The sequence below is a fragment of the Candidatus Deferrimicrobiaceae bacterium genome (assembly GCA_035256765.1).
Taxonomy (GTDB): Bacteria; Desulfobacterota; Deferrimicrobia; order Deferrimicrobiales; family Deferrimicrobiaceae; genus CSP1-8.
The window spans coordinates 22,417-30,454 of the sequence record DATEXR010000152.1 but is presented as its reverse complement, the minus strand read 5'-3'; the positions used below and the strand labels follow the sequence as shown (position 1 = coordinate 30,454).

Sequence of the window (8,038 nt, the reverse complement as noted above, 5' to 3'; positions counted from 1 at the left end):
CACCGGGAAGGTGAAGTGGTTCAACGAGACGAAGGGGTACGGGTTTATCGAGCAAGACGGAGATAAGGACGTATTCGTGCACTACACGGCGATCCGGATGGACGGGTACCGGACGCTCAAGGAGGGGCAATCGGTCGTTTACACCATCCTGGAAACACCGAAAGGCCTTCAGGCGTCGGAAGTTGTCGCGATGTAGGGATCCCCGGACCGGTGAAATTTCCCATAAGACCCGTTTGGCCCCGCGTACGCGGGGTTTTTTTTCGTTCCGGCGCCGATGAGAACAGGAGGCGCGGGGGTCGGACGGAATCCTTTCTCCCTTTTCCCCCCCGTTGCGGAATGCGCGTTAAGCGTTGACTTCCCTCGTCGCTAACTATAACGTATTACCTTTCAAGTCATTTTCGCGTTTTCGAGGAGCCTGTTGGACGTCCGCAAGATCACCGAGTCCCTCATTCAGGCAGGAATAAAACGGAAATTCGAAGAGTGGGGGGGGCCGGGGGAAATTCCCGTATCGGTGGAGATCCCGAGACAGGAGGGGCACGGGGATTTTTCCACGAATGCGGCGTTGCAGTTGGCACGCCACCTGAAGAAAAAACCCCGTGACGTGGCGGCGGGACTCCTCGATTCCATTCGTCGGGAAGACAGGGAAGGCTGGATCCGGGAACTGTCCGTTGCCGGCCCGGGATTCATCAACATCGTGCTGTCCGACAGCGCATGGCGGGAGGTTCTGGCGATCGCCCTGAAAAAGGGGGAACGGTTCGGTTCTGTCGAGCAAACGGACGGAGACAGGGTTCTCCTCGAGTTCGTATCGGCGAATCCCACGGGCCCGCTCCACGTGGGCCACGGCCGGGGCGCGGCCGTGGGGGATGCTCTTGCGAGAATCCTGGCCTTTACCGGCTGCCGGGTGACGACCGAATATTATGTGAACGACGTGGGGAACCAGATCGAGAAGCTCGGGAAATCCCTGTATGCGCGTTACGTGCAGGCATGCGGGGGGGAGGGGAAGTTGCCGGAAGACGGGTACCGGGGGGATTACCTGGTCGATCTCGCCCGGGAGGTTCGCGATGAAGTCGGCGATCGGTATCTGTCGGTACCCGAGGAGGATGCATCCTCCGTTTTCCGGAAAATCGCGTGCGACAGGATCCTCGAAGGAATCCGAAAAGACCTCGAGGCGTTCCGCGCACGGTTCGACCACTGGTTTCGGGAAGGGGACCTTCACGAACGCGGTGCCGTCGATGAGGTTGTGGACGAACTGCGCAAACGCGGGCAACTGTACGAATCCGAGGGTGCGGTGTACTTCAAGAGCGAATCCCACGGGGATGAGAAGGATCGCGTCCTGGTGCGCGCCGACGGCCGGGCGACCTATTTTGCCTCGGACCTTGCCTACCATCGGGAGAAGTTCCGCCGGGAATTCACGAAGGTGATCGATATCTGGGGGGCCGACCACCACGGGTACGCCCCCAGGCTTACCGCGGCTCTTCGAGGGCTCGGGGAGGACGACAGCCGGCTCGAGATATTGCTCGTGCAGTTCGTAACGCTGATTCGTGAAGGAAAGGCAGTGCAAATGTCGACCCGTTCCGGAGAATTTACCACTTTACGTGAGGTAATAAATGAGGTCGGGATCGACGCCGCGCGCTTTTTTTACCTTCTCCGGAGTTTCCATTCCCACCTCGATTTCGACCTCACCCTGGCCAAGACACGGTCGAGCGAGAACCCCGTGTATTACATCCAGTACGTCCACGCAAGAATCTGCAGCGTCTTCCGGGAAGCGGCCGCCCGACAGATCTTTCTCTCCGATTCCCCGCCTTTGTCCGCGCTCTCCCTGCCGGACGAGGTGAGCCTGATGAAGAAGGTGTCACGGTTTCCCGACGTCGTTTCGGATTCCGCCCGGGCGCGCGAACCTCACCGGATCCCCTTTTATCTGCTGGATCTGTCGCGGGAGTTCCATGCGTTCTATCACAACCATCGGTTTCTCGGGGAAACCCCCGAACGCACCCAGGGGCGGCTGGCTCTCGCCAGGGCGGTCAAAAACGTCGTTTCCACCGGGCTTTCGCTGATCGGCGTATCGGCACCGGAGCAGATGTGAGATATCTGTACAATAAGAAAAGAAACTTTCGCGGGGCGGAGGGGGAGAGATCCCAGTTTGCCTTCTTCGTGGTCGGAGCCGTCGTCCTTCTTGCGGTGGTTTTCGTCATCGGCCTCCAGGTGGGCAGGGTCGTCGAGAAGAATGCCGAGCGTCGAAGAAACGAGGCGAACAAGGTCGCGGGACCGATCGAAATCGGAAAGGAGAGCGATTCGGAGATCCGGAAAGATATCGGCGTCTTCTCCGAGGAGGCGGGAAAGGTTCCCCCCGTGACTCCCCCCAGCGCGGACGCGCGTCTCACGGAGACCGAAAAGAGCCTCACGTTCCGCGAAACCCTGTCGAAGAAGGAGTCCGCCCCCGTTCTCCTCGTGAAGCCGGCACCCGGGAAAAAGGGATCCGACCCGGCTGCGTCCCATCCCGGCGGCGCAGGGAAACTGATGATCCAGGTGGCCGCCTTCCGGGACAGGAAAGCGGCCGAGGCGTTTCGGAAACGGCTCGAAAAAGACGGATGGAAGACGGCTGTGGTGCAGGGGGCGGGCGGAAAGTCGGGAGATTACCACAAGGTTGTCGTCGGCCCGTACCCGGACCGCGACGCGGCAAACCGGGCGATCCGGAAACTGAAGTCGGAACGGAAGATGAACGCGTTTCTCGTGCGGGAATGATCCAACGGTGATCACGATACCGGACATCGAGGTCTTTCTGGCCCAGGCGGGGGTTCCCGGAGCGGTCATTCCGGTCTGGCAGGAGTTCCACGCCGACCTGGAAACGCCAGTGTCCGCGTACCTGAAAATCGCCGCGCGGTTTCCCGACGATCATTTCCTTCTGGAAAGCGTCGAGGGGGGGGAGAAGTGGGCCCGGTATTCTTTCATCGGGTTCGATCCGTATATCCGGTTTCGCGCCGACATATCCCAAGTGACGATCACCCGGGGAGGGAATACCGAAGTTCGCCAGGGGACGAAAGACCCGATGCGGGAGCTGGAGGGGATTCTCGCGGGGATCCGGTATGTGCGGGCGGAGGGGCTGCCGAGACTTTCGGGAGGAGCCGTGGGGTTCATCGGCTACGACTACGTGCGGAACATCGAACGGATCCCGGACCATCATCCGCCGGAAGGGACTCCCGATGCCCTGTTCCTTTTTCCCTCCCGTCTCGTGATTTTCGACAACGTGAAGCACACGATCCGGATCGTGGCGCACGGGCAGATGGGGGGCGGCCGGCCCGGCGCCGAGGAATATCTGCGATGCCTGCGCGCCATCGAGGAGGTGAAAGAGGTGCTCAAGGGACCCCTCCCGTGGACCGATATCCCCATGGGCGAGGAAAACCGGCAGTCCGGCTTCGAGGTGCCGCGGGAGAGCTTTCTGGCGGCCGTCCGAAAAGCGAAGGAGTACATCCGGGACGGGGAGGTCATCCAGGCGGTTCTTTCCAACCGGGCGAAGATCCGGACGCGACGCTCCCCCTCCGAAGTGTACCGTGTGCTGCGTGCGCTGAATCCGTCCCCCTACATGTTTCTGCTCAAACTCGGCGACCTTGCGGTGGTGGGGGCCTCTCCGGAGGTCCTGGTGCGGCTGGAGGGGGATCTCGTCCAGCTGAGGCCGATCGCCGGAACGCGTCCCCGCGGAGCGACGCCCGAGGAGGACCGGCGGATGGAGGCCGATCTGTTGTCGGACCCGAAGGAGCTCGCGGAGCACGTGATGCTGGTGGATCTCGGGCGAAACGACGTCGGCCGCGTGTCCGCGTGGGGAACGGTCAAGGTGGACGAGCAGATGGTGGTGGAGCGGTATTCGCACGTCATGCACATCGTGTCCAATGTCGTCGGAAGGCTCCGAAAGGGGATGACCGCCTTCGACGTCCTGCGCGCCACCTTCCCGGCGGGGACGGTCACGGGGGCTCCGAAAATCCGCGCGATGGAGATCATCGAGGAGCTGGAGCCGTTCCGGCGCGGAATCTATGCGGGGTCGGTGGGGTATTTCGACCTCCAGGGAAGCATGGATTTCTGCATCACCATCCGCACGATCGTGCTGCGGGGCGATGAAGCGCTGATTCAGGCGGGTGCCGGGATCGTCGCCGACTCGGACCCCGAGAGGGAGTGGGAGGAGATTTGCAGCAAGGCCCGGATTCTCTTCCGGGCGGTGGGGGCAGGCGACCTGTCGGGGGAAATCCGGTGATCGCCGTAATCGACAACTACGACTCCTTCACGTACAACCTCGTCCAATACCTTTGTGAACTGGGCGTGGAGGTCCGGGTGTACCGGAACGACGCCGTCTCGGTGGCGGATCTTGCCGGGATTTCTCCCGACGGACTCGTCATCTCCCCCGGCCCGGGCGGTCCGCGCAGCGCCGGCATATCCCTCGAGGCGGTCCGTGCTTTTTCGGACCGGATTCCCGTTTTGGGGGTGTGCCTCGGGCACCAGTGCATCGGGGAGGCCTTCGGCGGCAAGATCGTCCACGCACGCTCTCTCATGCACGGGAAGACCTCCCGGATCCGGCACAACGGGAAAGGGATCTTCTCCTTGATCGAAAACCCGATGACCGCGACGCGATACCATTCGCTCGCCGTGGAGAGGGAGTCGCTCCCGCCTTCCCTCGAGGTGTGCGCCGAATCGGAGGACGGGGAGGTGATGGGAATCCGCCACGTCTCCCGGCCCGTCTTCGGCGTCCAGTTCCACCCCGAGTCGTTCCTGACGCAGTACGGGATGCGGATCCTCGAGAATTTCCTCTCGCTCATCGACCCGCGGCAACCGGTGCACCGCTGCTTCGGCAACATGCGCGAGGCGATCTCGGAGGTGGCTTCCGGAAAAGACCTCACGCCGGACGGGATGCGGGACGCCATGCGGATGATCATGGAGGGGGAGGCGACGCCCGCCCAGATCTCGTCGTTCCTCTCCTGCCTGGCGATGAAGGGGGAGACGACGGCGGAGATCGCGGCTGCGGTCGAAGTCATGCGGCAGAAGGCGGCGAAAATCCGGGCCCCGGAGGGGGAGCCCCTTCTCGACACCTGCGGAACGGGCGGGGACCGTTCCGGAACGTTCAACATCTCGACGACCGTGGCCTTCGTCGCCGCAGGCGCGGGAATACGGGTGGCCAAGCACGGGAACCGTTCGGTCACCAGCCGGTCCGGAAGCGCCGACGTCCTCGAAAGCCTCGGCATGGACCTCGGCGCGCCGTTCGAGCTTGTCCAGAAGGCCCTCGACGAAGCCGGGATCACCTTCCTGTTCGCACCGAAATTTCATTCGGCCATGAAGTACGCGATCGGACCCCGTCGCGAGATCGGAATCCGGACGATCTTCAACATCCTGGGGCCCTTGAGCAATCCCGCCGGCGCGAACTGCCAGGTCGTCGGCGTGTACAGCGAGGAGCTGGGGGACACCTACGCGCGGGTCCTGGCCGAACTCGGACACCGGCGGTCCTTCGTCGTCCACGGCTCCGACGGCATGGACGAGGTGACCCTGTCCGCCCCGACGATCGTGTGGGACGTCAGGGAAGGCAAGGTGAAGCGGTATCTGTTCGACCCGAGATCGGCGGGGTTCGAGTACGCGTCGTCTCAGGCGATCAAGGGGGGGGATTCCGCCACGAATGCCCGGATCCTCAAGGAGGTTCTCTCCGGGGCGCCCGGACCCGCCCGGGAAGCGGTGCTCGTCAACGCGGCATTCGCCATCGTCGCGGGGGGAAAAGCGGAAGAGGTCCGGGAAGGGGTCGCCCTGGCTGCGCGATCGATCGATTCGGGCGCCGCGATGGACCGGCTCCGCGCGTTTCTGGCCATCCTGGGAGGAGGGGGAGGGATTTCCCCTTGAGGGCGGCGGACCCCCTTGGGAATATCGTCGCCGCCGTCCGGAAAGACCTGAAGGAAAGGAAGGCGGCCGAGCCGTTCTCCGGGATCGAAGCCAGGGCCCGGGCGAACCGAGGCCGGAGGGACATCCGGGATCTTCTGGGAGAGGGGCCGGGCATCATCGCGGAGATCAAGAGGGCCTCCCCCTCGCGGGGATGGATCCGGAAGGACCTCGACGCGGCGGGAGCCGCAAGGTCGTACGCGAGGGGCGGGGCCTGCGCGGTGTCGGTGCTGACCGAGAGCCGGTTTTTCGGGGGGACGTTGCGGGATCTCTCGGACGCAAGCGCCGCCTGCGGCGACCTTCCCGTCCTCCGGAAGGATTTTGTGCTGGACGAATACATGGTGGTCGAATCGCGTGCGTACGGCGCAGACCTCGTCCTGCTGATCGTCTCCGTGCTGGGGGAAAAAACGGGAAAATTGGTGCGTCTGGCCGAGGAATTCGGAATGGAGGCCCTGGTGGAAGTCCACGACGAGGCGGAGATGGAGATCGCCGCCGGGTCCGGGGCGGCGATCGTCGGGATCAACAACCGGGACCTCGCGTCGCTTCGGGTCGACCTGGGTACGGCTGCCCGGCTCCTCCCCAAGGCGCCGCCTAGCGCGGTCAAAGTCGTCGAAAGCGGCATTACCTCCCGAGCGGAGGTGCGAAGATTCCACGAAATGGGGGCGGACGCCTTTCTCGTGGGAGAGGCGATCGTCCGGTCCGCCGACGCGGCGAATGCGATCCGGAGGCTCAAGCATGGCGTGTACAATAAAAGGCGGGGAAAGGAGCGGATCGAATGGAAACGAAGATCATCCTGAAGGACTCGGAAATCCCGAAGACGTGGTACAACATCATGGCCGACATGCCCAACCCTCCGGCCGCGGTTCTCCACCCGGGGACCGGCAAGCCGATCACGCCGGACGACCTCGCCCCCCTGTTTCCGATGGCTCTCATCGAACAGGAGGTCGCAACGCAGCGCTTCATCCCGATCCCCGACGAGGTCCGAAAGATTTATTCTCTCTGGCGGCCTTCGCCCATGTACCGGGCCAAGCGGCTCGAGCAGGCGATCCGGACCCGGTCCCGGATCTATTTCAAGCACGAGGGAGTGAGCCCCGCGGGCAGCCATAAGCCGAACACCGCCATCCCGCAGGCCTATTACAACAAGATGGCCGGAAGGAAGCGCATCGCCACCGAGACGGGGGCGGGGCAGTGGGGATCGGCGCTTGCACTCGGGACCAGCTTCTTCGGCCTCGAATGCAAGGTGTACATGGTGAAGGTCAGCTACTATCAGAAGCCCTATCGGCGGATGCTGATGGAGGTCTTCGGAGCGAAGGTCGTACCATCACCGAGCGAGGACACCCAGTGCGGCAGGCAGATCCTGGCCTCCGACCCGGATTCGCCGGGATCGCTCGGGATCGCGATCAGCGAAGCGGTGGAGGATGCCGCCACCCGGGAGGACACAAGCTACTCGCTGGGTTCGGTGCTGAACCACGTCCTGCTTCACCAGACGGTGATCGGCCTGGAATGCCAGGAACAGATGAAGATCGCCAACGACTATCCGGACGTGATCATCGGCTGCGTCGGCGGCGGAAGCAACATGTCCGGTCTTGCGTTCCCGTTCCTTCGCGACAAGATCGCGGGGAGCAGGAACCTGCGCGTGATCGCCGTGGAACCGGCCTCCTGCCCGACCCTGACCAAGGGAGTGTACGCCTATGACTTCGGAGACACGGCACGGCTGACACCGCTCGTGAAAATGTACACCCTCGGCCACGATTTCGTTCCGGCGGGGATCCATGCGGGGGGGCTGCGCTACCACGGAGATTCTCCCCTGGTCAGCCAGCTCTGCCATGAGGGGCTGATCGAGGCGCAGGCCTATCACCAGACGGGAGTTTTCCAGAGCGCGCTGGTCTTCGCACGGGCGGAAGGGATCCTGCCCGCGCCCGAAACGGCGCATGCCATCCACTCGGCGATCGTCGAGGCGAAGAGGGCGGACGAGGAGGGGAAGGAGAGAGCGATCCTCTTCAATCTGAGCGGCCATGGTTTCTTGGACCTTGCGGCGTACGACGATTTCCTGGCGGGCAAGCTTGTCGACCACGAGCACCCGGAGAGCCAGATCCGCGAAGCGCTCTCCCGCCTGCCGAAGGTGGGGACGTAA

General features: G+C 63.4%; 7 protein-coding genes. All 7 read left to right on the top strand.

The features are described from left to right. Positions 1-196 (top strand): cold-shock protein (locus tag VJ307_05330; GenBank protein HJX73562.1); only part of this gene is annotated, 196 nt, incomplete at its 5' end. 222 nt (positions 197-418) lie between these two features. Further along, entirely contained in the window at positions 419-2,083 is a 1,665-nt protein-coding gene (argS, locus tag VJ307_05325) for an arginine--tRNA ligase (protein ID HJX73561.1), read from the top strand. After that, positions 2,080-2,742 (top strand): SPOR domain-containing protein, encoded by a 663-nt coding sequence (locus VJ307_05320; GenBank protein ID HJX73560.1) that lies wholly within the window; start codon positions 2,080-2,082, stop codon positions 2,740-2,742. Before argS ends, VJ307_05320 begins: the two co-directional genes overlap by 4 nt. Before the next feature lie 7 nt (positions 2,743-2,749). Beyond that, entirely contained in the window at positions 2,750-4,243 is a 1,494-nt protein-coding gene (gene trpE, locus VJ307_05315) for an anthranilate synthase component I (GenBank protein ID HJX73559.1), read from the top strand. Further along, positions 4,240-5,868, top strand: a complete 1,629-nt coding sequence (locus VJ307_05310) for a bifunctional anthranilate synthase component II/anthranilate phosphoribosyltransferase (protein ID HJX73558.1) — start codon at positions 4,240-4,242, stop codon at positions 5,866-5,868. Before trpE ends, VJ307_05310 begins: the two co-directional genes overlap by 4 nt. Then, entirely contained in the window at positions 5,865-6,701 is an 837-nt protein-coding gene (gene trpC, locus VJ307_05305; protein HJX73557.1) for an indole-3-glycerol phosphate synthase TrpC, read from the top strand. The genes VJ307_05310 and trpC overlap by 4 nt, the downstream gene beginning before the upstream one ends. After that, a complete protein-coding gene (locus VJ307_05300; protein HJX73556.1) occupies positions 6,680-8,038 on the top strand; it encodes a TrpB-like pyridoxal phosphate-dependent enzyme in 1,359 nt (452 codons plus the stop codon). The genes trpC and VJ307_05300 overlap by 22 nt, the downstream gene beginning before the upstream one ends.

Coding starts and splice junctions, on each gene's coding strand:
- VJ307_05300 (HJX73556.1), top strand. CDS start 6,680: ATGGAAACGAAGATCATCCTGAAGGACTCGGAAATCCCGAAGACGTGG.